27 protein-coding genes and 6 tRNA genes are annotated in these 26,753 nt (G+C 63.7%); 31 read left to right on the top strand and 2 right to left on the bottom strand.

Annotated features, from left to right (window positions below):
- Positions 1–189: 189 nt before the first annotated feature.
- From rpmF to BVG12_RS10135, 14 genes are all read left to right on the top strand, one after another.
- On the top strand, positions 190–372 hold the full coding sequence (gene rpmF / locus BVG12_RS10200; RefSeq protein WP_005666806.1) for a 50S ribosomal protein L32: 183 nt from the start codon (positions 190–192) through the stop codon (positions 370–372).
- Positions 373–560: 188 nt separating this feature from the next.
- Positions 561–1,601, top strand: coding sequence for a phosphate acyltransferase PlsX (gene plsX / locus BVG12_RS10195; protein ID WP_075792296.1), 1,041 nt, complete (start codon positions 561–563; stop codon positions 1,599–1,601).
- Positions 1,602–1,603: 2 nt separating this feature from the next.
- Positions 1,604–2,584 carry a beta-ketoacyl-ACP synthase III gene (locus BVG12_RS10190; RefSeq protein WP_075792295.1) on the top strand — a complete coding sequence of 327 codons (981 nt, stop codon included), beginning with the start codon at positions 1,604–1,606 and terminating at the stop codon, positions 2,582–2,584.
- A gap of 43 nt (positions 2,585–2,627) precedes the next feature.
- Positions 2,628–3,563 (top strand): ACP S-malonyltransferase, encoded by a 936-nt coding sequence (gene fabD / locus BVG12_RS10185; protein WP_075792294.1) that lies wholly within the window; start codon positions 2,628–2,630, stop codon positions 3,561–3,563.
- Between the two features lie 37 nt (positions 3,564–3,600).
- Positions 3,601–4,338, top strand: coding sequence for a 3-oxoacyl-ACP reductase FabG (fabG, locus tag BVG12_RS10180; RefSeq protein ID WP_075792293.1), 738 nt, complete (start codon positions 3,601–3,603; stop codon positions 4,336–4,338).
- Between the two features lie 241 nt (positions 4,339–4,579).
- On the top strand, positions 4,580–4,819 hold the full coding sequence (gene acpP, locus BVG12_RS10175; protein ID WP_036168404.1) for an acyl carrier protein: 240 nt from the start codon (positions 4,580–4,582) through the stop codon (positions 4,817–4,819).
- A 25-nt stretch (positions 4,820–4,844) separates the two neighbouring features.
- A complete protein-coding gene (gene fabF, locus BVG12_RS10170) occupies positions 4,845–6,089 on the top strand; it encodes a beta-ketoacyl-ACP synthase II (protein WP_075792292.1) in 1,245 nt (414 codons plus the stop codon).
- Positions 6,090–6,194: 105 nt separating this feature from the next.
- On the top strand, positions 6,195–6,695 hold the full coding sequence (locus BVG12_RS10165; protein WP_075792291.1) for a hypothetical protein: 501 nt from the start codon (positions 6,195–6,197) through the stop codon (positions 6,693–6,695).
- 60 nt (positions 6,696–6,755) lie between these two features.
- The gene (rpoE, locus tag BVG12_RS10160; RefSeq protein WP_036240215.1) at positions 6,756–7,358 is read left to right on the top strand and encodes an RNA polymerase sigma factor RpoE; all 603 of its coding nucleotides are present in this window, start codon (positions 6,756–6,758) and stop codon (positions 7,356–7,358) included.
- A gap of 44 nt (positions 7,359–7,402) precedes the next feature.
- The gene (locus BVG12_RS10155) at positions 7,403–7,708 is read left to right on the top strand and encodes a sigma-E factor negative regulatory protein (protein WP_075792290.1); all 306 of its coding nucleotides are present in this window, start codon (positions 7,403–7,405) and stop codon (positions 7,706–7,708) included.
- A 152-nt stretch (positions 7,709–7,860) separates the two neighbouring features.
- Positions 7,861–9,315, top strand: coding sequence for a DegQ family serine endoprotease (locus tag BVG12_RS10150; RefSeq protein ID WP_075792289.1), 1,455 nt, complete (start codon positions 7,861–7,863; stop codon positions 9,313–9,315).
- A complete protein-coding gene (locus tag BVG12_RS10145) occupies positions 9,312–9,587 on the top strand; it encodes a glutaredoxin family protein (protein ID WP_075792288.1) in 276 nt (91 codons plus the stop codon). Before BVG12_RS10150 ends, BVG12_RS10145 begins: the two co-directional genes overlap by 4 nt.
- Before the next feature lie 93 nt (positions 9,588–9,680).
- Positions 9,681–11,129, top strand: coding sequence for a pyridoxal phosphate-dependent decarboxylase family protein (locus tag BVG12_RS10140; RefSeq protein WP_075792287.1), 1,449 nt, complete (start codon positions 9,681–9,683; stop codon positions 11,127–11,129).
- Positions 11,126–12,364, top strand: coding sequence for an ATP-grasp domain-containing protein (locus BVG12_RS10135; RefSeq protein WP_075792286.1), 1,239 nt, complete (start codon positions 11,126–11,128; stop codon positions 12,362–12,364). Before BVG12_RS10140 ends, BVG12_RS10135 begins: the two co-directional genes overlap by 4 nt.
- A 36-nt stretch (positions 12,365–12,400) precedes the next feature.
- Here BVG12_RS10135 and BVG12_RS10130 read toward each other — a convergent pair whose 3' ends face one another.
- Positions 12,401–13,372 (bottom strand): hypothetical protein, encoded by a 972-nt coding sequence (locus tag BVG12_RS10130; RefSeq protein ID WP_075792285.1) that lies wholly within the window; start codon positions 13,370–13,372, stop codon positions 12,401–12,403.
- Between the two features lie 319 nt (positions 13,373–13,691).
- Here BVG12_RS10130 and lepA point away from each other — a divergent pair, with 319 nt between their 5' ends.
- The 17 genes from lepA (at position 13,692) to BVG12_RS10045 (ending at position 24,827) form a co-directional block, all read left to right on the top strand.
- Positions 13,692–15,485 carry a translation elongation factor 4 gene (gene lepA, locus BVG12_RS10125; protein WP_075792284.1) on the top strand — a complete coding sequence of 598 codons (1,794 nt, stop codon included), beginning with the start codon at positions 13,692–13,694 and terminating at the stop codon, positions 15,483–15,485.
- 17 nt (positions 15,486–15,502) lie between these two features.
- Positions 15,503–16,417, top strand: a complete 915-nt coding sequence (gene lepB / locus BVG12_RS10120) for a signal peptidase I (protein ID WP_075792283.1) — start codon at positions 15,503–15,505, stop codon at positions 16,415–16,417.
- 19 nt (positions 16,418–16,436) lie between these two features.
- A complete protein-coding gene (locus tag BVG12_RS10115) occupies positions 16,437–16,850 on the top strand; it encodes a DUF4845 domain-containing protein (RefSeq protein WP_075792282.1) in 414 nt (137 codons plus the stop codon).
- Positions 16,851–16,910: 60 nt separating this feature from the next.
- The gene (gene rnc, locus BVG12_RS10110) at positions 16,911–17,744 is read left to right on the top strand and encodes a ribonuclease III (RefSeq protein WP_075792281.1); all 834 of its coding nucleotides are present in this window, start codon (positions 16,911–16,913) and stop codon (positions 17,742–17,744) included.
- The gene (gene era, locus BVG12_RS10105) at positions 17,741–18,673 is read left to right on the top strand and encodes a GTPase Era (protein WP_370662833.1); all 933 of its coding nucleotides are present in this window, start codon (positions 17,741–17,743) and stop codon (positions 18,671–18,673) included. Before rnc ends, era begins: the two co-directional genes overlap by 4 nt.
- A gap of 21 nt (positions 18,674–18,694) precedes the next feature.
- Positions 18,695–19,531, top strand: coding sequence for a DNA repair protein RecO (recO, locus tag BVG12_RS10100; RefSeq protein WP_083684875.1), 837 nt, complete (start codon positions 18,695–18,697; stop codon positions 19,529–19,531).
- A 17-nt stretch (positions 19,532–19,548) separates the two neighbouring features.
- Positions 19,549–20,331, top strand: coding sequence for a pyridoxine 5'-phosphate synthase (gene pdxJ / locus BVG12_RS10095; RefSeq protein ID WP_075792280.1), 783 nt, complete (start codon positions 19,549–19,551; stop codon positions 20,329–20,331).
- Complete coding sequence (gene acpS / locus BVG12_RS10090) at positions 20,331–20,744, top strand: holo-ACP synthase (protein ID WP_075792279.1); 414 nt, start codon at positions 20,331–20,333, stop codon at positions 20,742–20,744. The genes pdxJ and acpS overlap by 1 nt, the downstream gene beginning before the upstream one ends.
- Positions 20,745–20,887: 143 nt before the next feature.
- Positions 20,888–22,756, top strand: coding sequence for an excinuclease ABC subunit UvrC (gene uvrC, locus BVG12_RS10085; protein ID WP_075796289.1), 1,869 nt, complete (start codon positions 20,888–20,890; stop codon positions 22,754–22,756).
- A 138-nt stretch (positions 22,757–22,894) separates the two neighbouring features.
- Positions 22,895–23,479, top strand: a complete 585-nt coding sequence (gene pgsA / locus BVG12_RS10080) for a CDP-diacylglycerol--glycerol-3-phosphate 3-phosphatidyltransferase (RefSeq protein WP_075792278.1) — start codon at positions 22,895–22,897, stop codon at positions 23,477–23,479.
- An 85-nt stretch (positions 23,480–23,564) separates the two neighbouring features.
- Positions 23,565–23,640, top strand: a tRNA-Gly gene (locus tag BVG12_RS10075).
- A gap of 78 nt (positions 23,641–23,718) precedes the next feature.
- A tRNA-Gly gene (locus BVG12_RS10070) sits at positions 23,719–23,794 on the top strand.
- A gap of 44 nt (positions 23,795–23,838) precedes the next feature.
- Positions 23,839–23,914 (top strand) — tRNA-Gly (locus BVG12_RS10065).
- Between the two features lie 30 nt (positions 23,915–23,944).
- Positions 23,945–24,020, top strand: a tRNA-Gly gene (locus BVG12_RS10060).
- A 28-nt stretch (positions 24,021–24,048) separates the two neighbouring features.
- A tRNA-Gly gene (locus BVG12_RS10055) sits at positions 24,049–24,124 on the top strand.
- Positions 24,125–24,198: 74 nt separating this feature from the next.
- Positions 24,199–24,272, top strand: a tRNA-Cys gene (locus BVG12_RS10050).
- A gap of 177 nt (positions 24,273–24,449) precedes the next feature.
- Entirely contained in the window at positions 24,450–24,827 is a 378-nt protein-coding gene (locus BVG12_RS10045; RefSeq protein WP_075792277.1) for a hypothetical protein, read from the top strand.
- 145 nt (positions 24,828–24,972) lie between these two features.
- Here the strand turns inward: BVG12_RS10045 and BVG12_RS10040 are convergent, their stop codons facing one another.
- Positions 24,973–26,400, bottom strand: a complete 1,428-nt coding sequence (locus BVG12_RS10040; RefSeq protein WP_156895601.1) for a hypothetical protein — start codon at positions 26,398–26,400, stop codon at positions 24,973–24,975.
- Positions 26,401–26,753 lie beyond the last annotated feature (353 nt).

Raw genomic sequence — 26,753 nt, 5'->3', positions numbered from 1 at the left:
GTACAGGTAGCATTCGCAGCGTCAAAACGTGTCAAACGCGTGCAGCTCGAGTATTGAGTCATCGTTGTAAGGCAGCGTTAAGCATGTCGGCAATGGCGTTCCCATAGTTATTGCCGCTGGGATACTCGATGCGCATGTACTTGCAAGTCGAATGTGTTAGAATTTTAGAACTTATGTTTAGGAGTCATCATGGCAGTTCAACAGAATAAGAAGTCCCCGTCGAAGCGCGGCATGCACCGTTCGCACGATTTCCTGACCGCCCCGAACCTGGCAGTCGAGCCGACCACCGGCGAAACGCATCTGCGTCACCACATCAGCCCGAACGGTTTCTACCGTGGCCGTAAAGTGCTCAAGACCAAGAACGACGAGTAATCGACGCCTTGCTGTTTTGTTCCATGAAAGCGGTGCAACGTATGTCGAATGCGTGGCACCGCTTTTTCTTTCGCGGTAACTCCGTCATTTACCATCCCGCTGACTCGGCCTGCTTTGCCTTCCGCCTTGCTTCCTGCCGAGAACGAGCAGCCGCCGGCCGACCTTGAGCCCGCGGTGCATCCCGACAAATGACAATCAAAATTTCCATCGACTGCATGGGCGGCGACCACGGCCCCGCCGTGACCATCCCGGCAGCCCTCGCATTCCTCAAGCGCGAACCCGACGCCGAGCTGATCCTCGTCGGCCAGGAAGAGCTGGTCCGCGCTGAACTCAAGAAACATCATGCGGGCGACAACCCGCGCCTGACCGTCCGCCATGCGTCCGAGGTGGTCGCCATGGACGATCCCGTCGAAGTCGCCCTGCGCCGCAAGAAGGATTCGTCCATGCGCGTCGCGATCGAGCTCGTCAAGGATGGCAGCGCCGACGTCTGCGTCTCCGCCGGTAATACGGGCGCGCTGATGGCGATCTCGCGCTATGTCCTGAAAACCATGGCCGACGTCGACCGTCCGGCCATCTGTTCGATCCTGCCGAACCAGAAGGGTGGCCCGACCTATATGCTGGACCTGGGCGCCAACGTCGACTGCGAGCCCCATCACCTGCACCAGTTCGCCATCATGGGCGCCGTGCTGTTCGAGGCGATGGAACACCGCCGCCCGAGCATCGGCCTGCTGAATGTCGGCACGGAAGAGATCAAGGGCAATGAAGTGGTCAAGGCCACCGCGCCCCTGCTGCGGGCCGACCACGAACGCGGCGTGCTGAACTTCCACGGCAACGTCGAAGGCAACGACATCTTCAAGGGTACGGTCGACGTCGTCGTGTGCGACGGTTTCGTCGGCAATGTGACGTTGAAGGCGATCGAGGGCTTGTCGCGCTTCGTCAAATCGGTGTTCCTGGAAACGACGATGTCGAAGATCGGTGCACTGTTCGCGCGCAAATCGCTCAAGAAGCTGAACCCCGAAAGTTATAACGGCGCCGGTCTGCTGGGCCTGAAAGGCCTGGTATTCAAGAGCCATGGCGGTGCCAGTGCTTACGCCTACGAGTGGGCACTTCGGCGCGCTTTTGACGCGGCGAAATATAATGTGCAGGCGCAACTCTCGACCTTGATCGCCGAAATGTTGCCGCAAGCTCCCAATCCGGAAGCGCCAGGCTCAACTATTCAGCAGGGTTAGCAATGACTTATAGCAAAATTATCGGCACCGGCAGTTATCTGCCCGCGCAGCGTGTCACGAACGACGACCTCGCGGTCCAGCTGGCCGCCAAGGGCATCGAGACCTCGGACGAGTGGATCGTGACCCGCAGCGGCATCTCCGCCCGCCATTACGCGGCGGCCGACGAAAACGCCTCGGACCTGGCCGTGAACGCGGCGCGCAAGGCGCTCGAGGCGGCCGGTCTGGAGGCCGAACAGATCGACCTGATCATCGTCGCCACCTCGACGCCGGACTTTTTCGGCAGCTTCCCCAGCACGGCCTGCATCGTCCAGAACAAGCTGGGCATGCGCAACAACAGCGCCGCGTTCGACATGGGCGCCGTCTGCTCCGGCTTCGTCTACGCGATGGCGACGGCCGACGCCTTCATCAAGGCCGGCAATGCAAAGAACGTGCTCGTGATCGGCTCGGAAGTGTTTTCGCGCATCCTCGACTTCGATGACCGTAGCACCTGCGTGCTGTTCGGCGACGGCGCCGGCGCCGTCGTGCTGGCCGCGTCCGAAGAGCCGGGCGTGCTCGCCGTCAAGCTGCATGCCGACGGCAGTCACGGCGGCATCCTGTGCGGCCCGGCGAACCCGTCGAACCTGGCCACGAACCAGAAATTCCTGTACATGGACGGCCCGGCCGTGTTCAAGCTGGCCGTCTCCGTGCTGGAAAAGGTCGCCAACGAAGCGCTGGCGCATGCGCAGATGCCGGCCGGCGAGATCGACTGGCTGATCCCGCACCAGGCCAACCTGCGCATCATGACGGGCACCGCGAAGAAGCTGGGCATGTCGACCGAGAAGATGGTCGTCACCGTCAACGAACACGGCAACACGTCGGCCGCGTCGATCCCGCTGGCGCTCGATGTCGCCGTGCGCGACGGCCGCATCAAGCCCGGCCACAACGTCATGATGGAAGGCGTGGGCGGCGGCTTTACCTGGGGCGCCGTGCTCGCGCGCATGTGATGCGCCGGACGGGCCCTAACGAACAACAATCAAGGAGCACTTGATGAGCAAATTCGCATTTCTCTTCACCGGCCAGGGCGCGCAAGCCGTCGGCATGCTGAACGGCTTCGCCGGCAACAAAGCCGTCGAACAGACCGTGCTTGAGGCGTCGGACGCGCTGGGCCAGGACATCGGCAAGCTGATCGCCGAAGGTCCGAAGGAAGACCTGGACCTGACCACCAACACGCAGCCCGTGATGCTGACGGCCGCCGTCGCCGTCTACCGCGCGTGGATCGCCGCGGGCGGCCCCAAGCCGGCCGTCGTCGCCGGCCACAGCCTCGGCGAATACTCGGCGCTCGTCGCCGCCGGCGTGATCGACTTCAAGGATGCCGTGCCGCTCGTGCGCTTCCGCGCGCAATCGATGCAGGATGCCGTGCCGGTCGGGCAGGGCGGCATGGCCGTGATCCTCGGCCTGTCGGCCGACGACGTCCGTGTCGTGTGTGCCGAAGCCGCCCAAGGTGAGGTGGTCGAAGCCGTGAACTTCAACGAGCCGACGCAGATCGTGATCGCCGGCCACACGGCCGCCGTGGAGCGCGCCTGCGACATCGCCAAGGCCAAGGGCGCCAAGCGCGCCATGAAGCTGGCCGTGTCGGCGCCGTTCCACTCGTCGCTGCTGAAGCCGGCGTCGGACCGCCTGCGCGACTACATGGCGAACCTGGATTTTGCCGCGCCGCAGATCGACTTGATCAACAACGTGGACGTCGCTATCCTGAACGATCCGGCCGCGATCAAGGACGCCTTGGTGCGCCAGGCTGCCGGTCCCGTGCGCTGGGTCGAGACCATGCAGAAGATGGCCGCGGACGGCGTGACGCAAGTCATCGAATGCGCACCGAGCAAGACCCTGATCGGCATGGCCAAACGTATCGACCCGGTGCTGGTGGGCGAAGCCCTGGTCGACCAGGCCGCGCTGGAGCGCGTGCTCGCCGCCGTCAAAGGCTGAGCACAGCCGAATCCCCGTTAGAAAAGAAGAGGACAAAATGAATCTGCAAAACCAAGTCGCCCTCGTCACCGGTGCCTCGCGCGGCATCGGCAAGGCCATCGCGCTCGAACTGGCTCGCCAGGGCGCCAAGGTCGTCGGCACCGCCACGACGGCAGCCGGTGCCGAAGCCATCGGCGCCTACCTCGCCGAGTTCGGCGGCAAGGGCGTCGTGCTGAACGTCACCGACGCCGCGCAATGCGCCGCCGTCATCGACGACGTCAGCAAGAACGTCGGCACCATCGGCATCCTCGTCAACAATGCCGGCATCACCCAAGATCAATTGGCGATGCGCATGAAAGACGAGGAGTGGGACAACGTGATCGCCACCAACCTGACCGCCGTCGGCCGCCTGTCGCGCGCCGTGCTGCGCGGGATGATGAAGGCCAAGCAGGGGCGTATCATCAACATCACGTCCGTCGTCGGCGCGGCCGGCAATCCGGGGCAGATGAATTACGCGGCGGCCAAGGCCGGCGTGGCCGGCATGACCCGCGCGCTGGCGCGCGAGATCGGCAGCCGCAACATCACCGTCAACTGCGTGGCGCCGGGCTTCATCGATACCGACATGACCAAGTCGCTGGGCGAAGGCCAACACGAGGCGCTGCTGACGCAGATCCCGCTGGGCCGCCTGGGCCAGCCGGAAGACATCGCGCATGCGGTCGCCTTCCTGGCGAGCCCGCAAGCGGGCTACATCACGGGTACCGAGCTGCACGTCAACGGCGGCATGTACATGAACTGATCGGTCAGCCGTCCTTCCCGGCATTGCCGGAAACGACTCCCGCGGACGCGGGGATCCGTGTGAGCCGACCAGGACGCCCAGCATGGCGGGAACGACGAGGTGATGGGGTTTTAAAGTAATTCTCAGCAGTTCGCAGTAGTTTCAGCTGATTTAGCGTCAGACGCTGAAAATAGTTTTTCAACGCGCAAACCCTGATAAAATGCGCGCACTTTCCGCAACACATACCTAATGGAGCCATAACATGTCGGATATCGAACAACGCGTTAAAAAAATCGTCGCTGAGCAACTGGGCGTTGCCGAAGCAGACATCAAAATCGATTCCTCGTTCGTTGACGACCTCGGCGCTGACTCGCTGGACACCGTGGAACTGGTGATGGCCCTGGAAGACGAATTCGAAATGGAAATCCCGGACGAGCAGGCCGAGAAGATCACGACCGTTCGCCAGGCTATCGAGTACGCACAGGCACACGTCAAGGCCTAAGCTTTCAGGATTTCAGGAGAAGCGCTTGAGTTCACGCAACCGCCGTGTCGTCGTTACCGGCCTGGGTTGCATCTCTCCGATCGGCAACACCATTGCCGACGCGTGGGAGGCAGCACTGGCGGGCAAATCGGGCATTGCCAACATCACCAAGTTCGACGCAACGCCATTTTCGACCCGCTTCGCGGGCGAAGTGAAGAACTTTAACGTCGAGGAATACCTGCCGGGCAAGGAAGGCCGTCATATGGATACGTTCATCCATTTCGGCATGGCCGCGGGCATCCAGGCGTTACAGGATTCGGGCCTCGTCGTCACCGAGGACAATGCCGACCGCATCGGCGTGCTCGTGGGCTCCGGCATCGGCGGCCTGCCGCTGATCGAAGAGACCAAGTCGGAGTACGACACGCGCGGTCCGCGCCGCATTTCGCCGTTCTTCGTCCCGGCGTCGATCATCAACATGATCTCGGGCGACCTGTCGATCAAGTTCGGCCTGCGCGGCCCGAACCTGGCCATCGTGACCGCGTGCACGACCGGCCTGCATTGCATCGGCCAGGCTGCCCGCCTGATCGAATACGGCGACGCCGACGTGATGATCGCCGGCGGCGCGGAATCGACGATGTCGCCGCTGGGCCTGGGCGGTTTCGCCGCGGCACGCGCGCTGTCGTCGCGCAATGACGATCCGGCCACGGCTTCGCGTCCGTGGGACCGCGACCGCGACGGCTTCGTGCTGGGCGAGGGCGCCGGCGTCATGGTGCTCGAAGAGTACGAACATGCCAAGGCGCGCGGCGCCAAGATCTATGCGGAAGTCGTCGGCTTCGGCATGAGCGCGGACGCCAACCACATCACGGCACCCCTCGAGGACGGCAGCGGCGCAGCGCGCTGCATGGTATCGGCCATGCAGTACGCGGGCATCAATCCGGACCAGGTGCACTACGTGAACGCGCACGGCACGTCGACCCCGGTGGGCGACATGGCGGAAGTGAAGGGCATCAAGCGCACCTTCGGCGACCATGCGAAGAAGCTGGTCGTCAACTCCACCAAGTCGATGACGGGTCACCTGCTGGGTGGCGCGGGCGGACTCGAGTCGGTGTTCACCGTGCTCGCGATCCACAACCAGGTCTCGCCGCCGACGATCAACATCTTCAACCAGGATCCGGAATGCGACCTGGACTTCTGCGCCAACACGGCGCGGGACATGAAGATCGATTATGCGGTGAAAAACTCCTTCGGTTTCGGCGGCACCAACGGCACGCTCGTCTTCGCCAAGATCTAATCGATCCGAAATAGCCGAACTTTCAGACGCCCATTCCTGTCCAAGGAATGGGCGTTTGTCTTTTCCGGTAGAGCGGTCACAACAACAACCCCACGAAAGCTTCCCATGTCGATCGCGGTATCCGCGCTCGTCAGGCCGTCACGCATCCAGCGTTGCCTATGGGGCGGGGCCGGCTTGGCGCTAGGCGCGTCGTCGTTGGCCGTCGGGCTATTGGCTCCTGGACGTTTCCTGCTAACGCCTCTGGTGGCGCTCGCGCTGGCCGGTGCCGGCCTCGCTGTGCTCGGCACCACGGCGGTGCGTCCAAAGACGCACCGGATTGATATTTCTGGAACCGGCGACCTACGCGTGACGGTACAACAGGACGTGGGCAGTCGGGATGACGGCATTGCGGTCCTGCTGCCAGGCTCGGTGATCTGGCCGATGCTGATGATGTTGCGGCACGCCGCGCCGGGCACGGGGCCGCAGGTCCTGGCCGTGTGGCGCGACAGCGTCGACACGGCGACGTGGCGCGCGCTGGCGGTCGCGCTGGCAGTGGTCGGCCGGCGCGGAGATGCAGACGAAGGATGCGAAGACACGACGAACTCATTGCAGCGGACCAACTCTTAAGGAAACGTCGAGACCGTTTCCGTATAACAGGGACGCCGCCGCAGCCAACGGGGCATTGCAGTGACGACCGAACGCGAATGTGATCAACTGCTGGTTGAGCGCGTCCAGGCTGGCGATCGCCGGGCGTTCGACCTGCTGGTGGCAAAATACCAGCGTCGCCTGATGCGGCTCGTGTCGCGCCTCGTGCACGATCCGGCCGAGGCGGAAGACGTGGTGCAGGAAACCTTTATCAAGGCCTTCCGGGCATTGCGCCATTTCCGCGGCGATTCCGCGTTTTATACGTGGCTATATCGAATAGGAATTAACACGGCAAAGAATTTTCTTGTGACGCAAGGCAGGCGCGCGCCGACCTCGACGGAAGCCGATGCCGAACGTGCGGAAGGATTTGACGACGCGGATAGCTTGCGCGACATTAATACACCGGAATCGGTGTTGGCCAGCAAGCAGATCGCCTATACCGTGAATGCGGCCATGGAAGCATTGCCGTTGGAATTACGCACGGCGATCGTTCTGCGCGAAATAGAAGGTTTAAGCTACGAGGAAATCTCTGAAGTGATGGCGTGTCCAATCGGGACGGTGCGGAGCCGGATTTTCCGGGCGCGTGAAGTCATCGCCGAGAAATTGCGGCCCTTGCTGGATATCTCGGCGGATAAACGCCGGTAGGTAGCGATGATGAAGAAAAATTTTCACATGCCGGCGTAACGAATATGGATACGAACAAGAAAAACCGCGAACTCATCTCGGCGTTGAGCGACGGCGAGATCCCGGACGGCGACCAGGAACTGGCACTCGCCGCCCTGGATACGCCGGACGGCGAACAGGCGTGGGCGCTCTTTCATCACGTCGGCGACGTCCTGCGCGCGGCGCCCGCGCCCGACCTGTCGCCCGGCTTCGCAGAGAAGCTGGCGGCCCGCCTCGACGCCGAACCGCTTCCCGCCAAACGCGGGGCCGCCGCCAGCGATACGGCCGGTCCGGCGGCGCAGTTCGACCAGACCGTGGCCGGACCCACCTGAGCCCGATCCGCGCCGGACCGGCTTTCACATCCTCACCGGCGCGAACCGCCGGCACCGCTATGCCGCCCCGTTCGCCACGGCGGTGCCAACGCGACAACAATGCACTTTTGTCTTAACATACCAACCATTCCAGCCCAGACCTTTTCGATCCTATGACAAGCAAAACCGGAAGCGCGATCCTGTCCGCCCTCGTATTTGCGGGCGCGAGTCTGATATCCCTCCCGGCGGCCCACGCGGCCGCTCCCGTTGCCGCCCCGACCGTCACCGGCCTGCCCGACTTTGCCGACCTCGTCGACAAGGTCGGCCCGGCCGTCGTCAACATCCGGACCACCGAACGCATCCGCCTCGACCAGGGCGGGCCCGACGAAGAGATGCAGGAATTCCTGCGCCGCTTCTTCGGCGGCCAGATGGTGCCGCGCGGACGCCGCGGCGGGCCCGCGGAGCAGCCGCAGGAAGAGCGCGTGCAGCGCGGCGTCGGTTCCGGCTTCATCATTTCGGACGACGGGTTCGTGCTGACCAATGCCCACGTCGTGGAGGGGGCGGACGAGGTCGTCGTGACGCTCACCGACCGGCGCGAATTCAAGGCCAAGGTGCTGGGCTCGGATGCCCGCAGCGACGTGGCGCTGCTCAAGGTCGACGCGCGCAATCTGCCCAGCGTACGCATCGGCGATTCCAGCAAGATCCGCGTGGGCGAGTGGGTGATCGCCATCGGCTCGCCGTTCAACCTGGAGAACACGGTGACGGCCGGCATCATCTCGGCCAAGGCGCGCGATACGGGAGAATATTTGCCGCTGATCCAGAGCGACGTGGCCGTCAACCCCGGCAACTCGGGCGGGCCGCTGATCAATATGCGCGGCGAAGTCATCGGCATCAATTCGCAGATCGCGACCTTGTCCGGCGGGTACAACGGCATCTCGTTCGCCGTGCCGATCGACGAGGTCATGCGCGTCGCCGACCAGATCCGCAAGACCGGCAAGGTCACGCGCGGGCGTCTCGGCGTGCAGATCAGCGAAGTGACGACGGACGTCGCCGAATCGCTGGGCCTGGGCCGCGCGCGCGGCGCCGAGGTCGCGATGGTCGAGCCGGGCGGCCCGGCGGACAAGGCCGGGCTCAAGACCGGCGACATCATCCTGAAATTCAACGGCAAGGACATCGAACGCAGCTCCGACCTGCCGCGCCTCGTGGGCGGCAGCCCCGTCGGCAGCCGCGCCACCGTCACCGTGTGGCGCCGCGGCAGCCAGCTCGACCTGCCGGTGACCATCGTCGAACTGCAGGACGAAAAATCGCCGACGGCCAAAGCGACGCCGAAGAAACCGGCGCCCGACCAGGCGCCGAACGCGCTCGGGCTGCACGTGTCCGACCTCACCGCCGTACAGAAGCGCGAGCTCAAGACGGAGGCGGGCGTGCTGGTCGAGTTCGCCGAAGGCCGCGCGGCGTCGGCCGGCATCCGCCAGGGCGACGTGATCCTGCAGATGAACAATGTCGAGATCACGAGCGCCGCCCAGTTCAACGGACTCGTCGCCAAGCTCGACGTCAAAAAACCGGTGGCCCTGCTGGTGCGGCGCGATAACGTCTCGCGCTACCTCGTCATCCGGCCGCGCCAATGAGCACGGCACCACGTTTCACGCTGTACTCGAGGTCGTACTGCCACCTGTGCGAAGACATGCTGGCAGCGCTGCAGGCCTTCATGGCACGGCAGGGGCAGGCGTACACGGTGGACGTGGTCGATGTCGACGCCGACCCGGCCCTGGTCGCCCGCTTCGACGAGCTCGTGCCCGTGCTGTACGGCGACCCGGCCGGGCCGGAGCTCTGCCACTACTTCCTCGACGAGGCGGCGCTGCGGCGCCACCTCGGGCTGGAACCCGCGGCTGTGGCCTAGCGCGTGGAGTGCCGCGACATTCCCTTCGTGTTCTTCGGTTCGATACCGCCGTCACCTGCGATAATCGGCGCAATCGCTTCCTGAATGACGCATATGGCTGACGGCCCCGACGCTACCCTCGACCCCGACGACTGGAAAGACATCCGTGTCCTCGGGCACCGGATGCTGGACGACATGTTCGACCACCTGGAAGGCATCCGCGCCCGGCCCGTCTGGCAGCAGATGCCGGACGCGGCGCGCGACAGCCTGCGCTCACCCATGCCGCGCGGCCCCGGTTCGCTGGCGGACGCCTACCGCAGCCTGCAAGACAATGTGATTCCCTATACCGTCGGCAACCCGCATCCGGGCTTCATGGGGTGGGTGCATGGCGCCGGCACGCCGGTCGGCATGCTGGCCGAAATGATCGCCGGCGCGCTGAATGCCAATGTCGGCGGGCGCAACCAGGCGCCCGTCGAGGTCGAGCACCAGGTCTCAAGCTGGATGACGTCGCTGTTCGGCTTTCCCGCCGGGGCGTGCGGCGTGTTCGTCACGGGCACGTCGATCGCCAACTTCATGGGTGTCGTCGTCGCGCGGACACACGCGCTGGGGCGCGACGTGCGCGCACACGGGCTCGCGGCGCACGCCGGGCTGCGCGCGTACGCGTCGACGGAAGCCCACGGCTGCATCGCGAAGGCGATGGACATGGCGGGCTTCGGCACCGAGGCCTTGCGCTGCGTGCGCGTGGACGCCGCCGGCCGCATGGACCTGCTTGATCTCGCCGCGCAGGTCGCCGCGGACCGCGCCAACGGACTGCGGCCGTTCCTCGTCGTGGCCAGCGCCGGGACGGTGAACACGGGCGCCATCGACCCACTGGCCGCGCTGGCCGATTTCGCCCGCGAGCACGCGCTGTGGCTGCACGTCGACGGCGCCTATGCGGCGCTGGGCATGCTCGCGCCGGACGTCGCGCCGCTGCTCGACGGCATCGCCCGGGCCGATTCGATCGCCTTCGATTTCCATAAATGGGGGCAGGTGCCATACGACGCCGGGTATTTCATGGCGCGCGACGGCGACCGCATGCTGGACGCGTTCGCGGCACCGGCCGCCTACCTGCAGCGCGCGGGACGCGGCCTCGCGGCGGGCGCGGCGTGGCCGTGCGACGTAGGGCCCGACCTGTCGCGGGGTTTCCGCGCATTGAAGACGTGGCTGACGTTCCAGGTCTACGGCGCCGACGCCATCGGCCGCTCGATCTCGGCCACGTGCGCGCGGGCGCGCGAGCTGGCCGAACGCATCGCGGCCGAGCCGGAACTGGAACTGGCGGCGCCCGTCACCTTGAACATCGTCTGCTTCCGCTATGTCTGCGCCGATCCCGAACGCGTCAATCGCGAGATCGTGCTGTCCCTGTACGACGAAGGCCGCGTGGCGCCGTCGGCGACCACGCTCGGTGGCCGCTATGCGATCCGCGCCGCCATCGTCAACCACCGCACCGGCCCGGCCGACATCGACGCGCTCGTCGATGCCGTGCTGCGCGCCGGCCGCCGTCTCTCCTTGCCACCCGCCCCATGATCACGCCCGAACTCATCGACGCCGCCACCACACCGTACGCCCCGCTGATCGGCGCCGCCACGCTGATGCGCTGCGCCTTTTATCGCGCCGACCTGCGTCCGGTCGGCGAGCTGCTGCTGGCGCGCGCGCAGGCCAACCCGGACGACGCGAACGCCTGGCTGGACGCGAGCTTCGTGCTGCAACTGCTGGGCCAGCGCGAGGCCGGCCTGGACGTGCAGCGGCACGCGCTTGCCACCCGCTCGCTGTACGCGCTGCCGGCACCGGCACGCACGCCCACGTTGCACCTGCTCGTGCTGATGGGACCCGGCGACTTCATGGCCAACACGCCGATCGAATTCCTGCTGCAGACGTCAAGCATCGCCGCGAACGTGCAATACCTGACGCTCGACCTGCCGCTGCCGGAACAGGTGCCCGACCACGACGTGCTGTTCGTCGCGCTCGCGCAATCCGACGCCAACGTGCCGCTGCTGCGCGACGTGGCGCAGATGCTGGACGGCTGGCCGCGTCCCGTCGTCAACCGCCCGGAACGGATCGCGCACCTGTCGCGCGACGGCGCGCATGCGAAGCTGGAAGGGGCGACGGGCGTGCTGATGCCGCGCACGGTGCGCGTGGCCCGCGCGACGGCGGAGCAATTGGCCGGCGCCGCGCTCGACGTGCAGGCGTTATTGCCGGGTGCGGCATTTCCCCTGATCGTGCGCCCGCTCGACTCGCACGCGGGCACCGACCTGCAGAAGGTGGCCGATGCGGCGGCGTTGCGCGACTACCTGGCGGCGCAGCCGTCGGGCGAATTCTATCTGGCGCCGTTCGTCGATTATTCCGGCCAGGACGGCCAGTTCCGCAAATACCGCATCGTGCTGATCGACGGTCAGCCGTTCATCTGCCACCTGGCGATCTCGTCGCACTGGATGGTGCACTACCTGAACGCGGACATGGACGACAGCGCGGACAAGCGGGCGGAGGAGGCGGCCGCCATGGCCGATTTCGACACCGGTTTCGCGCGCCGCCACGCGGCCGCGCTGGCGGACATCGATGCGCGCATCGGCCTGCCTTACCTGGGCATCGACTGCGCGGAAACGCAGGATGGCCGGCTGCTCATCTTCGAAGTGGACAATGCCATGGTCGTGCACGCGATGGACGATCCGGGCAAGTATCCGTACAAGGGACCCGTGATGGACAAGGTGTTCCGCGCGTTCGAAGCGATGCTGCACCGCGCTGCAAACGCGGCGTCAAATTGACCGTCGTTCCCGTGCAGGCGGGAACGACGGTGATTTTTATGCTGCGACGAGTACCTGCGCATCGTTGGCGACGGCCAGTGCAGGCGCCTCCCCCAGCAACCCCCGCATGAACGCCCGCTTCGCCGCGCTGCGCGGGCTCGCCCAGAAACTGTCGAGCGTCGCCTGCGGCACGCCGTCGTAGTCGACGCGCAGCAGGTAAGGACGACCCAGCAATTCATGATGGGCGTAGCTCGCAAAGCATTCGGCGAAATCGTCGTAGGGATTCGTCGCGCCGTACAGGCTGGCGAAGTCGCTGCCTTCCAGGCCGGAGTACGCCGTCACGATGGCGTCGCTGTCCAGCTTGTTGGTGCCGTAGAAATCGACGACGCCCCGCAGCTCGAAATTCGACCCGTCCCACGGCACAAAGCGCCCTTGCGCATTGACGCCCCAGCTGAGGTCGAGGAAGGGGAACGTTGCTTCCGGCACCGGTTCCCACCAGCGCGGCAGAAACGTGCCGCCCGCCGTCACGACATGGCCGAATTCGTGCAGCAGCAGGAATTGCAGCGCGTGCGCGCGGGTGTCGTCGCGGGGTTCCGCGATGGTCGCGGCGAGCGTGAAGCCGGGGCCGCCGAACGGGAGGTTTTCCTTCCACGTCGCCCAGGAATTCGCGGTGTGCGATTCCAGCAGGTCCATGTCGAGCAGCACGATGCAGCCGAGGATGCGATTGTCGACCGCGTCCGCGACGATGTCCGTCACGCCCGACGAGCCGAGGCCGCGGCCGACGCAAACGCCCAGCAGCAGCGGGCTCACGAGGTCGCGCACGGCGGCCGGCATGCCCGTCAGCGCGGCGCGCAGGTCCGCCTGCAGCGCCGCATCCGGCGTGCACGGGGCCGGCACGGCGTCGAGGCCGGTGGCCATGTTCACCTGGTGCACGAATTCGCGCACATCGTCGGGCAGGGGCAGGATGCGTTGCTCGATGGGCTGGCCCAGCCGGGCGCTCCATGCTTGCGGATCGGACGTATAGATCATGGTGGCTATGGAAGGGAAGGCGGCGTGCCGCAGATGTCCCTTTAACGGCGCCCCCATGCCTAACTTGACGGTTGGAAATGAAATTTGGACAGCCGTTGACAGCCCGACAAGACCCGGCCGGCCCGAAATCCGGTAAAATGGGCAGCTTACGGGTGAGTCCCCGGCGCATCGTCGCCGCATCTCGCTCGATAAGGCGCTCGCCCGGGGAACTTCCCGTCCCCCAGACGCGGCGCTTTTTTCGTATTGCGCCGGCCGACGATGAGGACATCGCCCGTGCCGGCCTGGCCGCGTGCCGCTCTTTTTGGTTTTGAGTTTGTTAATGAAAAACATACGTAACTTTTCCATCATCGCCCACATCGATCACGGTAAATCGACGCTGGCCGACCGCATCATCCAGCTGTGCGGCGGCTTGTCGGAACGTGAAATGGACGAGCAGGTGCTCGACTCGATGGACCTGGAGCGCGAGCGCGGCATCACCATCAAGGCCCAGACCGCGGCGCTGTCCTACAAGGCGCGCGATGGCCAGACCTATAACCTGAACCTGATCGACACCCCGGGCCACGTCGACTTCAGCTATGAAGTGTCGCGTTCGCTGTCCGCGTGCGAAGGCGCGCTGCTCGTCGTCGACGCGTCGCAGGGCGTGGAAGCGCAGACCGTCGCCAACTGCTACACGGCGCTCGACCTGGGCGTGGAAGTGGTGCCCATCCTGAACAAGATCGACCTGCCGCACGCCGACCCGGACCGCGCCAAGCAGGAGATCGAGGACGTCATCGGCCTCGATGCCACCGACGCCACCACCTGCTCGGCCAAGACCGGGCTGGGCGTGGAAGACGTGCTGGAAACGCTGATCGCGAAGGTGCCGCCGCCGGAAGGCGATCCGGACGCGCCGCTGCAGGCGCTGATCGTCGACTCGTGGTACGACAGCTACGTCGGCGTCGTGATGCTGGTGAGAGTGAAGAACGGCACGCTGCGTCCGAAAGACAAGATCCTGCTGATGGCGACGGAATCCCAGCAACTGGTCGAGCAGGTCGGCGTGTTCACCCCGCGCTCCGTGCAACTGCCGGAGCTGAAGGCCGGCCAGGTGGGCTTCATCATCGCCGGCATCAAGGAACTGAAGGCTGCGAAGGTCGGCGATACCGTCACGCTGGCCTCGCGTCCCGCGCCCGAGCCGCTGCCCGGCTTCAAGGAAGTGCAGCCGCAGGTGTTCGCGGGCCTGTTCCCGGTGGAAGCGAACCAGTACGACGCGCTGCGCGATTCGCTGGAAAAGCTGAAACTGAACGACGCCGCCCTGCAGTACGAACCGGAAGTGTCGCAGGCGCTGGGCTTCGGCTTCCGCTGCGGCTTCCTGGGCCTGTTGCACATGGACGTCATCCAGGAACGCCTGGAGCGCGAATTCGACCAGGACCTGATCACCACTGCGCCGACCGTCGTGTACGAAGTCATCATGCGCGACGGCACGATGATCAAGGTCGACAACCCGTCCAAGATGCCGGAAGTGTCGAAGATCGACGAAGTGCGCGAGCCGATCGTCACCGTCAATCTGTACATGCCGCAGGAATATGTCGGCGCCGTCATCACGCTGTGCACCGGCAAGCGCGGCGTGCAGATGGACATGAGTTACCACGGCCGCCAGGTGAAACTGGTGTATGAGATCCCGATGGCCGAGATCGTGCTGGACTTCTTCGACCGCTTGAAGTCGACGTCGCGCGGCTATGCGTCGATGGATTACGAGTTCAAGGAATACCGCGCATCGGACGTCGTGAAGGTCGACATGCTGATCAACGGCGACAAGGTCGACGCGCTGGCCATCATCGTGCACCGCGCGAACGCCGCCTACCGCGGCCGCCAGGTCGCGGCCAAGATGCGCGAACTGATTCCGCGCCAGATGTTCGACGTGGCGATCCAGGCCGCGATCGGCGCGACGATCATCTCGCGTGAGAACGTCAAGGCGCTGCGCAAGAACGTGCTGGCGAAGTGCTATGGCGGCGACGTCAGCCGTAAGAAGAAACTGTTGGAAAAGCAAAAGGCCGGCAAGAAGCGCATGAAGCAGGTGGGCTCGGTGGAGATCCCGCAGGAAGCCTTCCTCGCCATCCTTCAAGTTGAAGAAAAATAAGGGAAGAGCAAGAAGCGATGAATCTGCAACCGATCCTCGGTAATTTTGCATTAATCCTGTTCGTGGCCATGGTGATCACGGGCGTCATCTGGTGCCTGGATGTGTTCGTGCTGGCCAAGCAGCGCCGCGCCAGGGCGGACGCCGCGCTGGCCGAGTACGACGCGCGCCACGCCAAGCTGACGGCCGACGGCATCAAGGTGGACAACGGCAACCGCGCCGTGCTGGAAGCGTCGATCCTGCGGCAGCCGACGTGGGTCGAATATTCCGGCAGCTTCTTCCCCGTGATTGCGCTCGTGTTCGTGATGCGCTCTTTCCTGTTCGAGCCGTTCAAGATCCCGTCGTCGTCGATGGTGCCGACCTTGCTCGTGGGCGACCTGATCCTCGTGAACAAGTTCGATTACGGCATCCGCCTGCCGGTGATTAACAAAAAGATAATCCAGGTCGGCGATCCGCAGCGCGGCGACGTCATGGTGTTCAAATACCCCAAGGATCCGAGCCAGGACTACATCAAGCGCGTCATCGGCGTGCCGGGTGATAAAATCACTTACGAGAACAAGCGCCTGACGATCAACGGCCGGCCGGTCGAGTACCAGCCGATGGACGATTACCTGGACGACGAGCGCCCGGTTTACCACAAGCAATTCCTGGAAAAGCTGCCGAACGTCCCGCACCGCATCCTGAACATGGACGGCGCGCGCACGATCAACCTGAGCGCCGTGGAGGAGTTTCCCCATCACGAAAATTGCACCTATTCCTACGATGGATTTACCTGTATCGTACCGGAAGGCAATTATTTCATGATGGGCGATAACCGCGACAACAGCGCAGACAGCCGCTACTGGGGCTTCGTGCCGGACAAGAACATCGTCGGCAAGGCTGTGTTTGTTTGGATGAACTTCAGCAACCTGAAGCGCATCGGCGGTATCCACTAAGCCGGACGTGGAGGGTGAGATGAAAGGTGGCAAGCGGTATCGGATCGGCGCGGAGAGCGGTGTCTCGCTGTCGGGCCTGATCGTCGTGTTGATCGTGCTGGGTACGCTGGCGCTGGTGGCTATCAAGGTGACCCCGGCTTTCCTCGAGTACAAGGCGGTCAAGAGTTCGATCGTCAAGGCGAAGGCGGATGCCGGCAGCGGCAGCGTGCGCGAGATCCAGCAGGCGTTCGACAAGAATGCGGGTGTCAACGACGTCAACGCCATCGCCGGGCGCGACCTGGTGATCACGCGCGACGGCGGGGATACCGAAATCAGCTTCGCGTACGAGAAGAAGGTTCCGCTGGCGGGCAACGTCAGCCTGCTGTTCGACTTTGCCGGCACCACCGACCCGAGCGGCGTCGTCGCCGCCAAGGCCGATAAGGCCGATAAGTAATACGCCGGGAGGGCGCGCGATGGGATCGGCGCGCAGCCGGCCCATTAGATTGGTACGACAATGAATCTTCAGTTATTGCAAACCCGCCTAGGCTATACGTTCCGGGACCCCGGCCTGCTGCAACAGGCGCTGACCCACCGTAGCCACAGCAGTGTGCATAACGAGCGCCTGGAGTTCCTCGGCGACTCGATCCTGAACTGCGTCGTCGCCTCCATCCTGTACGAACGTTTCAACAACCTGGCCGAAGGCGATCTGTCGCGCCTGCGCGCCAACCTCGTCAAGCAGCAATCGCTGTTCGAGATCGCGCAGAAGCTGGAATTGTCGCAATTCCTGCGCCTGGGCGAGGGCGAGCTGAAATCCGGCGGCTTCCGGCGCCCGTCGATCCTGGCCGATACGCTGGAAGCGTTATTGGGCGCGATCTTCCTCGACAGCGGCTTCGATGCCGCGCGCGACGCGATCCGTGCGTTCTACATCCCGCTGCTCGATTCCGTCGACCCGCGCACGCTCGGCAAGGACGCCAAGACCCTGCTGCAGGAATTCTTGCAGAGTAAAAAGATCTCGCTGCCCACGTACAACGTCGTCGCGACACACGGTGCCGCGCACAGCCAGGAATTCGAAATCGAATGCCTCGTGCCGAAACTCGGCATCCAGGTGTTCGGCCGCGGCGGCAGCCGCCGCGCGGGCGAGCAGGCCGCCGCGCGGCTCGCGCTGGAAACGGCCGAGCAGCTGCTGCAGAAGAGCCCGTCGACGGCGCGCAAGTCGCGGCCCCGCTCCGCCCAGCTCAAGCTGGCGGGCATCGCCACCGACCAGAGCGAGCTGACGGTGCAGGCCGAAGAGCCGCAGTCGCAGCAGAAACCATCACAGCAACACCAGTCAGGAAACACGCCAGCATGAACATGGAAACTACCCCCAACGACACCAACGAGGCAGGCGCGGCCCCGGAAGGCTTCCGCTGCGGCTACATCGCCATCGTCGGCCGTCCGAACGTGGGCAAGTCGACGCTCATGAACGTGCTGATCGGTGCCAAGGTGTCGATCACGTCGCGCAAGGCGCAGACGACGCGCCACCGCATCACGGGCATCCAGACCCGTGACGACGCCCAGTTCATCTACGTCGACACGCCGGGCTTCCAGACCCGCCACGCGAACGCGCTGAACAAGACGCTCAACAAGACCGTGTCGAACACGCTGACGGCATCCGATGTGATCCTGTTCCTCGTCGAGGCGGGAACGTTCGGTCCGGCCGACCAGCAAGTGCTGGATCTGCTGCCGAAGAACGTGCCCGTCATCCTCGTCATCAACAAGTCCGACCGCATGAAGGACAAGGCCGAACTGATGCCGTTCGCGGCGAAGGTGGCCGGCCTGCGCGATTTCACGGCGATCGTGCCGGTGTCGGCGAAGCTCCGCTTCCAGGTCGACGCGCTGGAAGGCGAGATCAAGCGCCACCTGCCGGAAAATCCGCCGGTCTTCGGCCCGGACGACATCACGGACCGCAGCGAGAAATTCCTCGCGGCCGAGATCGTGCGCGAAAAAGTCTTCCGCCTGCTGGGCGACGAGCTGCCGTACACGAGCACCGTGCTGATCGAACAATTCCAGCAGGAAGGCAACCTGCGCCGCATCTTCGCCGCCATCCTCGTCGAGCGCGACACGCACAAGTCCATGATCATCGGTAACAAGGGCGCGCGTTTGAAAGAGATTTCGACGCAATCCCGCCTCGATATGGAAAAACTGTTCGGCGGTCCGGTCTACCTGGAAATCTGGGTCAAGGTAAAATCCGGCTGGGCCGACAATGAAGCGGGCCTGCGTGCTTACGGCTACGAGTGAAGCCGGGGTAAGATAGCCCGCATGCCCAGCCGCGACGACGAACACATCGACAACGATAACGACGCGCATGCAACCGTGCCGCATGCCCCGCATGCGGCACCGGCCAGTGCGAAGCGCCGCGCGCCCGCGCGCGAAGGCCGCGTGACCGGCCACCGGATTGCCGGCCAGCCCGCCTTCGTGCTGCACAGCTATCCGTACAAGGAAACGAGCCTTATCGTCGACATGTTTACGCGCGACCACGGCCGCATCGGCGTCGTCGCGAAGGGCGCGAAGCGGCCGCATTCGAAACTGCGGGGCGTGCTGCAGACGTTTCAACCGCTGTCCGTCTCGTTTTCCGGCAAGTCGGAACTGCGCACCTTGATCGACGCCGAATGGGTCGGCGGCATGCTGCCGATCGAAAAGACGGCGCTGCTGTGCGGCTTTTATCTCAATGAATTGTTGGTGAAACTGCTGGCGCGCGACGATGCGCATCCCGCGCTGTTCAACCACTACGTGTCGACCCTGAACGAACTGGCGCACGGCGAACCGGCGCCGATCGCCTTGCGAAAATTCGAACGGGCCTTACTTAAAGAGACCGGCGTCGCCGCCGACCTCACGCGCTGCACGACGACGCGCGCGCCCGTCGAGCCGGACGGCCTGTACGTCGTCGATCCGGAGCGCGGCGCGCGCACCGCGGCGGCCGTGGAATCGTGGCCGGTCGTGTCGGGACGTACGCTGATCGACATGGAGCGCGAACAGTATGCCGACCCGCAGACGCAGGCGCAGAGCAAGCAGCTGATGCGCTTCCTGCTGGCCTATCACCTGGGAGGCGCGCCGCTGAACACGCGCCAGATTTTGATCGACCTGATGCAGCTTTAAGAATAAAGACTACGACCATGAGCTTCCTGCAACCCGCCGGCCAGGTGATCGACCTGGGCGTGAACATCGACCACATCGCCACCGTCCGCAATGCGCGCGGCACCGTCTATCCCGACCCGCTGCGCGCCGCGCTGCTGGCCGAGCAGGCGGGCGCCGACGTGATCACCCTGCACCTGCGCGAAGACCGCCGCCACATCAAGGACGCCGACGTCCTCGCCATCCGCCCGCAGCTGGCGACGCGCATGAACCTGGAAGCGGCCGTCACGCAGGAGATGATCGACTTCGCGTGCAAGGTGAAGCCGCAGGACGTGTGCCTCGTGCCCGAGCGCCGCGAAGAAGTGACGACGGAAGGCGGCCTGGACGTGATCCGCTACCAGAAGGAAGTGGAGGCCGCGATCCGTCAATTGAAAGGCGAGGGCATCCGCGTGTCGCTGTTCATCGACGCGGACGAGCAGCAGATCGCGGCCGCGGCGGCCGTCGGTGCGCCCGTCATCGAACTGCACACGGGCCGCTACGCCGAGGCGGAAAGCCCGGAAGAACTGGCCCGCGAGCTGGCACGCGTCAAGCAGGGCGTGCGCGCCGGCGTGCAGCACGGCCTGCGCGTGAATGCGGGCCACGGCCTGCATTACACGAACGTGCAGCCGATCGCGGCGATCCCGGAGATCCACGAACTGAACATCGGCCACGCGATCGTCGCGCACGCGTTGTTCGCGGGTTTCGAAAACGCCGTGCGCGAGATGAAGGCGATCATGGTCGCCGCGCGCCTGGGCGTCTCGTACGCCACCAAGACGGGGCAGTGATGATCTACGGGATCGGCACGGACATCGTCCAGATCTCGCGCGTCGAGGCAGCGCTCAAGCGCAGCGGCGAACGCTTCGCCGAAAAAATCCTCGGCCCCGAGGAACTCGTCAAATACCACGCCCGCCGCGCCAAGAACGAGGTGCGGGGGCTGCGCTTCCTGGCCACGCGGTTCTCGGCCAAGGAGGCGTTCTCGAAAGCCATCGGCATGGGCATGCGCATGCCCATGACGTGGCGCTCGGCCCAGATGCTCAACGCCCCGAGCGGCAGGCCGGTCATCGTATGCAGCGGGGCGCTCGAAGAATTCATGCGGACGCACCGGCTCACGGCCCAGGTGACGATCAGCGACGAAGCCGATTACGGCGTCGCGTTCGTCATCGTCACCCAGGCCCCCGAAGGAGCGTCCGCTGCATAGCAGGTGCGGTGGAAGTGAAAGACGAAGTCGTAGTACCCGCGCGGCCAAAGGTCCCGCGGCGCAAGCCGCAGCCGGCCCCGGTAAGAGCACCGCGCGCCCGTCCGGATGCGTGGCAAGCCATGAAAGAGGAATTGATCGCGACGATGACGAAGGATGCGGAATCCCCCGTGCGCCCCAGCGAAGAGGCGCGCGAACAAGTCCTGGCGACGGTGGCCAAGCTGCCCGACCTGCCGGGCGTGTATCGCTATTTCGACGCCGAGGACAGGGTCCTGTACGTCGGCAAGGCGCGCAACCTCAAGAAGCGCGTGTCCAGCTATTTCCAGAAGACGTTGTCGAGCCCGCGCATCGCGATGATGGTGTCGCAGATCGCGCGCCTGGAAACGACGGTGACGCACAGCGAGGCCGAGGCCCTGATCCTGGAAAACAACCTGATCAAGAGTCTCAAGCCGCGCTACAACATCCTGTTCCGCGACGATAAATCGTATCCGTACCTGAAGCTGACGAGCGGCGATTATCCGCGCATGGCCTATTATCGCGGCGCGCTGGACAAGAAGAACCAGTACTTCGGGCCGTTTCCGAGCGCATGGGCCGTGAAGGAATCCATGCAGCTGCTGCAAAAGGTGTTCATGTTGCGCACGTGCGAGGACAGCGTCTTCGCGAACCGCACGCGGCCCTGCCTGCTGCACCAGATCGGGCGCTGCAGCGGCCCGTGCGTCGACCTGATCGCACCGGAAGACTACAAGCGCGACGTCGACAATGCGGCCAAATTCCTGCGCGGACGCCAGACCGAGGTGCTGGAAGAACTCGAAAAGAAGATGCTCGCGTATGCCGAGGACTTGAAGTTCGAGCAGGCGGCCAGCGTGCGCAACCAGATCCAGGCGCTGTCGCGCGTGCTGCACCAGCAGAGCATGGAAACGACGGGCGATGCCGACGTCGACATCATCGCCGTCGTCGTGCAGGGCGGCCGCGCCTGCGTCAACCTCGCGATGGTGCGCGGCGGCCGCCACCTGGGCGACCGCGCGTACTTCCCGACCCAAGTGGGCGAGGCGATGGACGAATGTCCCATCGAAGTGGAAGTGCTCGCGGCCTTCCTCGCGCAGCACTACGGCGACAAGTTCGTGCCGGGCACGTTCATCCTGAACATCGAGTTCGACCAGCCCGAGCTGATGATGGCGCTGACGGAGCAGTGCGGGCATCGCATCAACCTCGTGTTCCAGCCGCAGGGCCAGCGCCGCCAGTGGCTGGAACTGGCGCAGAAGGGCGCGGAGATCTCGCTGGCCCGGCTGTTGTCCGAACAGGGCTCGCAGCAGTCGCGCACGCGCGCGCTGGCGGACGTGCTCGGCCTGGACAGCGAGGATCTCGAAGCCTTGCGCATCGAATGCTTCGACATCAGCCACACGGCCGGCGAAGCGACGCAGGCGTCGTGCGTCGTGTTCCACCACCACCAGATGCAGAACGGCGAATACCGGCGCTACAACATCACCGGCATCACGCCCGGCGACGACTATGCCGCCATGCGCCAGGTGCTCACGCGGCGCTACGAAAAGGTGGCGAACGGCGAGGGCGTCATGCCGGACATCGCGCTGATCGACGGCGGCAAAGGCCAGGTCGAGATGGCGCGCCAGGTCTTCACGGAGCTGGGGCTGGACATCGCCTCCATCGTCGGCGTGGCAAAAGGGGAGGGACGGCGCGTGGGCCTCGAGACCTTGATCTTCGCCGACGGCCGTCCGGCGCAGGAACTGGGCAAGGAATCGGCCGCGCTGATGCTCGTGGCGATGATCCGCGACGAGGCGCACCGCTTCGCCATCACGGGCATGCGCGCCAAACGCGCCAAGACGCGCCAGGCGTCGCGCCTGGAAGAGATCGAGGGCATCGGCGCCAAACGCCGCCAGAAGCTGCTGGCGCGCTTTGGCGGCCTGCGCGGCGTGATCGATGCGAGCGTCGAGGACCTGATGTCGGTGGAGGGCATCTCCAGTACGCTGGCGGAAGAGATCTACCGGCAGCTGCACTGACACCGGAACCGGGCCCTGGCCCGGTTCCGTGTATGGACGCAGGCCCGTCACGGCAGGGCTCAACTGGTTTAAACAGCAAGAGCCATGTAGACTAGCGCGCACGAAACTCAACAAGCGCAGCACCGATCAGCCTCACCCATGCCTTTCAATATCCCGATTCTCCTGACCTGGCTACGCGTCGCACTCATTCCGCTGGTCGTTGGCGTCTACTACCTCCCCGAACACTGGCTGCACGTGACCGACCGCAACCTGGCCTCGACGCTCGTCTTCATCGTGGCCGCGGTCACCGACTGGTTCGACGGCTATCTGGCGCGGCGCTGGAACGAGACGTCGGCCTTCGGCGCCTTCCTCGACCCCGTCGCGGACAAGCTGATGGTGGCGGGCGCGCTGCTCGTGCTCGTGCAGCTGGACCGCGTGAACGCCGTCATCGCCTTCATCATCATCGGCCGCGAGATCACGATCTCGGCGCTGCGCGAATGGATGGCCGAGATCGGCGCGCGCAAATCGGTGGCGGTGAGCTCGCTCGGCAAGATCAAGACGGCCGCGCAGATGGTCGCCATTCCCATGCTGCTGTTCCACGACCCGCTGTGGGGCGGCGCGCTCGACATCCACAAATGCGGCGAGATCCTGTTATGGATCGCGGGCGTGCTGACGGTCTGGTCGATGTTCTACTACCTGCGCCGCGCCTGGCCCCTGATCAAGGAAAAGTCGGGCACGGTATAGGTTTCTTCCAGGTCATCCTTGACACATAGCTCAGCATCTCTATAATGCCTGCCTGTTGCGACGACAACGCGGCAAACGAAACGAGGCGGGAGTAGCTCAGTTGGTAGAGCGCAACCTTGCCAAGGTTGAGGTCGAGAGTTCGAGACTCTTCTCCCGCTCCAGAGTTTGCCGGTCGACGTAATGAAAAGGTTGTCTTGGAAAGCAGTCAAAAATCTGAGATAATCGCAAGTTCCAGCGACGCGGGAGTAGCTCAGTTGGTAGAGCGCAACCTTGCCAAGGTTGAGGTCGAGAGTTCGAGACTCTTCTCCCGCTCCACTCATGCAGATGAGGCTGGGGCAGTAGTAATAGTAAGACTCCATGCGGGAGTAGCTCAGTTGGTAGAGCGCAACCTTGCCAAGGTTGAGGTCGAGAGTTCGAGACTCTTCTCCCGCTCCAGTGTTTTACGGCAGCAGTGATGAACTCCATGCGGGAGTAGCTCAGTTGGTAGAGCGCAACCTTGCCAAGGTTGAGGTCGAGAGTTCGAGACTCTTCTCCCGCTCCAGGTGATTCACGAACAAGCAGTACCCGATGCGGGAGTAGCTCAGTTGGTAGAGCGCAACCTTGCCAAGGTTGAGGTCGAGAGTTCGAGACTCTTCTCCCGCTCCAGTTACAGAGAAGCCAGTCTTCTCGTGTCGCTGCGACAGATAACCGGTCGCTGTGGCATAGTCAAGTCTTCCTCCGGCGAGGTAGCAAAGCGGTTATGCAGCGGCCTGCAAAGCCGTCTAGACGGGTTCGACTCCCGTCCTCGCCTCCAAATCTTCCAGTAGGGCAGCGTTTCACTACCGGTTCAGCCTGTCTGCACACCACATCGAATTTGTGGTGTACCACATGCATCGACGGCCTACTGGCCGTCTAAGTTCTTATCTTGTATAGCTGTGCCTCAATGGCGATCAACCATCGCGGCACCCATCAGGCATAAGATGCGCGGATCATGGCTACCATCATCAAACGCCCGTACGGGTTCCAACTGCCCGTATCCCACAAACTCTTGCCCAAGGACCTGTGGGCGGCTTTCGACACACGTGAGGCGGCCGAGCAGTACGGCAGGCAGCCTGAAGGCTTGCTAGCCCAAGGAATCGTGCCGGCTGCATTGGTTGAGCGCGACCAATCCGAGAACGAGATATGGACAGTGCACCGATGCATTGCCGAGTATCTCAGGCACAATCCTGTCCCGCTATCGGACCAGAAGCTCTTGAAGGCAGTGATGCCGAGCTTGGAGAAAATTAGCATCAGGTTCCTGGACTACGACTGGGCCGAAGGTTGGTTTTGCGACAGGACGTGGGCTATGTTGAGCAGAAGCGTCCGTTGAATCAAGAATGCCCCGCCTTGCGCAGCAAAAACGTCGCGCCTGGGCAGGCCGACCGGACCCGAATCCCGTCGAGTTCAGAAACGACCGAGTGGGTTCGACGCTTGCTTGTGAGCCAGCACTTGCCGACTTTGACGTTCAAGGTCGCTTAGTCCGGCTGCCCAACAGCCATCCCGTGTGCCAGCTCGGGCCGTTCCCTGCATGCCTGCTTTACCACGCCATCAAGCAGTCCGTCGGAATAGTTCGGAGCAATGGCTGGCAGCATCCCTATCTGCGTTCCGAGTAATGGATGTTCCAAAACCGGGTTCTCCAGCCCTTCGAGATTGCGCAGATAGAGCACGCTCAAGATTTCGAACGGGTCGTACCACCATGCTCGGTCGGGAAAGTCGGGATCGGTTTTCTCCGACACGGACTTAGCGTGGTGCGTGTGGCGATCGCATGCGCCCATCAGGAGTGGCGCAACGTGCGCCGGGTTGGGCGTTCTCCATTGCTCCAGCAATGCAGTCAGCAGAGGGTCATCATAGGCGGCCGGCGGATATTTATGCGTCGGATTGCCTTGCCAGTCATCGATGAGCCGCAATAAAAAGAATTGGGTCCGCTGCTTGTCTTGAACTTTCGAGTAAAAATCGTGCCCTATGCTTTCCTTGGCGCGTGCGGCAAGGCTGAGAGCCCAGTCGTGCCATCCCAGCACAAGGCAATTTCCGACGGTGCCGACCGTGTAGTGGAAGAGCCCCATGCCCGAGAGTGTCCGCATCTGGCAGGCCCAATAGCAATACGCGACCGCGCGCTGCCAGGCGGGCCGCCAGTCGCCCCCGATTTGCGCTTGCATCGACGCCTTCGACGCCTCGGCCGCCGTCGCCTTGGTGATTACCCTGGCGACTTCCGGGTCGCTGCGTGCCTGTTCAGCCGTCTCGATCGCATACAACGCTTCTTTCTGATTTTTGCGAGCGGTGAGATGGGGAGAACAGGCAAGAATCGCCTGCGCGATCTCGTTCACGGCGTATCCGTCCACCACGAGGCTGCAAGCAATGTCCCTGTCCATGCCGGACATTTCGTCATCCGATCGTTGTAGATCGTTGGCCGTGTTATCTGCGTCGAGATAGCTGTGCGCGTACATCATCGCGCCCAAGTGCTTTTTCGATGCGGCTTGCTTTCGGTACTCCCCGATGGCCGCGTCCAGGTCCCGGACCGGTATTTTCCCCGCTCGCTTGTTTGTGTCGCCTGGTTTGTTCCGTTCGCTATTGGATGCGAGCGCTGCCTGGAGCGCATGCCATCTGAGTGCCATTGACACCTTTTCCAAATCGTTGCCGGCGTGATTGAAGGAGTAGCAAATGGGATCGTCGAAGATTTTTCTGAACTTGAACCCCGCACCTTCCACGCCATAGCGCTGCAGCAGAGGAATCGATTCGCTTTCCCAGTTTTCCCACCCAAGCGTGTAGCTTTTCAAGAATGACTTCAATGCCTGAAAGCGCGGCGCAATGCCGATTGGTGGCTCCAGCAAGGCATTGGTGGGTAATCGAGTTGCAAACATAGTCTTCATTTCGTTGATTGACAAAATGCGCAGGTATCGAAGCATTCACGCAACTGTGATGCGCAACGATCATAGGTAACGGCTAACGCATGCCGAGCTGCCTGCGGTCAGTGCTGGTTGGGAACTTAATTAGCCGCTTGATTTTTCTTCGAGCAATGCGCGGCCCGAGCTAACGTGCAACATAGACGGTCGACTATGGCCAAGCTTGGCTATGCGACTCAGCATAGCAGGTTGCCGCGCCGAAAAAATCACAGACTGTCACGACCGGCTGGACCGGCTCAGCGAGCGCGTTCAATGTCGTCCGTTGTCCGATGAAGTAAAAGTGAGACTGTGTATGAAGTGAAACTGGACTCCTCCTCGAAGCCACCTGGGTACGAAGCGGGGTACAACCGGTTGTT

The organism is Massilia putida (assembly GCF_001941825.1).
Classification (GTDB): domain Bacteria; phylum Pseudomonadota; class Gammaproteobacteria; order Burkholderiales; family Burkholderiaceae_D; genus Telluria; species Telluria putida.
Note: the sequence above shows the minus strand (reverse complement) of the source record. Positions and strands in the feature narration are given on the sequence as shown.

Coding starts and splice junctions, on each gene's coding strand:
- BVG12_RS10150 (WP_075792289.1), top strand. CDS start 7,861: ATGACAAGCAAAACCGGAAGCGCGATCCTGTCCGCCCTCGTATTTGCG.
- BVG12_RS10040 (WP_156895601.1), bottom strand. CDS start 26,400: ATGCTTCGATACCTGCGCATTTTGTCAATCAACGAAATGAAGACTATG.
- acpS (WP_075792279.1), top strand. CDS start 20,331: ATGATCTACGGGATCGGCACGGACATCGTCCAGATCTCGCGCGTCGAG.
- BVG12_RS10165 (WP_075792291.1), top strand. CDS start 6,195: ATGTCGATCGCGGTATCCGCGCTCGTCAGGCCGTCACGCATCCAGCGT.
- acpP (WP_036168404.1), top strand. CDS start 4,580: ATGTCGGATATCGAACAACGCGTTAAAAAAATCGTCGCTGAGCAACTG.
- BVG12_RS10155 (WP_075792290.1), top strand. CDS start 7,403: ATGGATACGAACAAGAAAAACCGCGAACTCATCTCGGCGTTGAGCGAC.
- BVG12_RS10135 (WP_075792286.1), top strand. CDS start 11,126: ATGATCACGCCCGAACTCATCGACGCCGCCACCACACCGTACGCCCCG.
- uvrC (WP_075796289.1), top strand. CDS start 20,888: ATGACGAAGGATGCGGAATCCCCCGTGCGCCCCAGCGAAGAGGCGCGC.
- rnc (WP_075792281.1), top strand. CDS start 16,911: ATGAATCTTCAGTTATTGCAAACCCGCCTAGGCTATACGTTCCGGGAC.
- pgsA (WP_075792278.1), top strand. CDS start 22,895: ATGCCTTTCAATATCCCGATTCTCCTGACCTGGCTACGCGTCGCACTC.
- lepB (WP_075792283.1), top strand. CDS start 15,503: ATGAATCTGCAACCGATCCTCGGTAATTTTGCATTAATCCTGTTCGTG.
- BVG12_RS10190 (WP_075792295.1), top strand. CDS start 1,604: ATGACTTATAGCAAAATTATCGGCACCGGCAGTTATCTGCCCGCGCAG.
- BVG12_RS10145 (WP_075792288.1), top strand. CDS start 9,312: ATGAGCACGGCACCACGTTTCACGCTGTACTCGAGGTCGTACTGCCAC.
- BVG12_RS10130 (WP_075792285.1), bottom strand. CDS start 13,372: ATGATCTATACGTCCGATCCGCAAGCATGGAGCGCCCGGCTGGGCCAG.
- fabD (WP_075792294.1), top strand. CDS start 2,628: ATGAGCAAATTCGCATTTCTCTTCACCGGCCAGGGCGCGCAAGCCGTC.
- BVG12_RS10045 (WP_075792277.1), top strand. CDS start 24,450: ATGGCTACCATCATCAAACGCCCGTACGGGTTCCAACTGCCCGTATCC.
- fabG (WP_075792293.1), top strand. CDS start 3,601: ATGAATCTGCAAAACCAAGTCGCCCTCGTCACCGGTGCCTCGCGCGGC.
- rpmF (WP_005666806.1), top strand. CDS start 190: ATGGCAGTTCAACAGAATAAGAAGTCCCCGTCGAAGCGCGGCATGCAC.
- BVG12_RS10140 (WP_075792287.1), top strand. CDS start 9,681: ATGGCTGACGGCCCCGACGCTACCCTCGACCCCGACGACTGGAAAGAC.
- lepA (WP_075792284.1), top strand. CDS start 13,692: ATGAAAAACATACGTAACTTTTCCATCATCGCCCACATCGATCACGGT.
- pdxJ (WP_075792280.1), top strand. CDS start 19,549: ATGAGCTTCCTGCAACCCGCCGGCCAGGTGATCGACCTGGGCGTGAAC.
- BVG12_RS10115 (WP_075792282.1), top strand. CDS start 16,437: ATGAAAGGTGGCAAGCGGTATCGGATCGGCGCGGAGAGCGGTGTCTCG.
- plsX (WP_075792296.1), top strand. CDS start 561: ATGACAATCAAAATTTCCATCGACTGCATGGGCGGCGACCACGGCCCC.
- recO (WP_083684875.1), top strand. CDS start 18,695: ATGCCCAGCCGCGACGACGAACACATCGACAACGATAACGACGCGCAT.
- era (WP_370662833.1), top strand. CDS start 17,741: ATGAACATGGAAACTACCCCCAACGACACCAACGAGGCAGGCGCGGCC.